1 pseudogene is annotated in these 379 nt (G+C 46.7%); it reads right to left on the reverse strand.

The window, feature by feature from the left end:
* Positions 1-379, reverse strand: a pseudogene (locus A3712_RS10035) (2',3'-cyclic-nucleotide 2'-phosphodiesterase); the annotation flags it as partial.

Genomic DNA, 379 nt, shown 5'->3' on the forward strand with positions numbered 1-379 from the left:
AGATACGCCAGAGTGAGGAATCGCAACGATAACGTCTGCACCTTCAGCCTTCATTTGAGGTACTAGCTCGTTTGCTGTCTCAACGATGTCGCGAGCGATTACTTTACCTTCAAGGTTCTTCTTATCCCACGTCATGATTTGTGGTGGAACAAAGCCGATGTAACCTACTTTGATCTCGTGCTCTACGCCCGCTGTATCTGCGAAAGTGTGCGTCTTGATAATGTAAGGCGTGAAGTAGTGCTCTTTCGTTTCAGCATCGTAAACGTTAGCACTGATGTATGGGAAAGCAGCGTCGTTTATAGACTCTTCTAGGAACTCTAGGCCGTAGTTGAACTCGTGGTTACCGATGTTCGCTGCATCATAGCTTAGCTGGTTCATT

The organism is Vibrio sp. HI00D65 (assembly GCF_001635455.1).
Classification (GTDB): domain Bacteria; phylum Pseudomonadota; class Gammaproteobacteria; order Enterobacterales; family Vibrionaceae; genus Vibrio.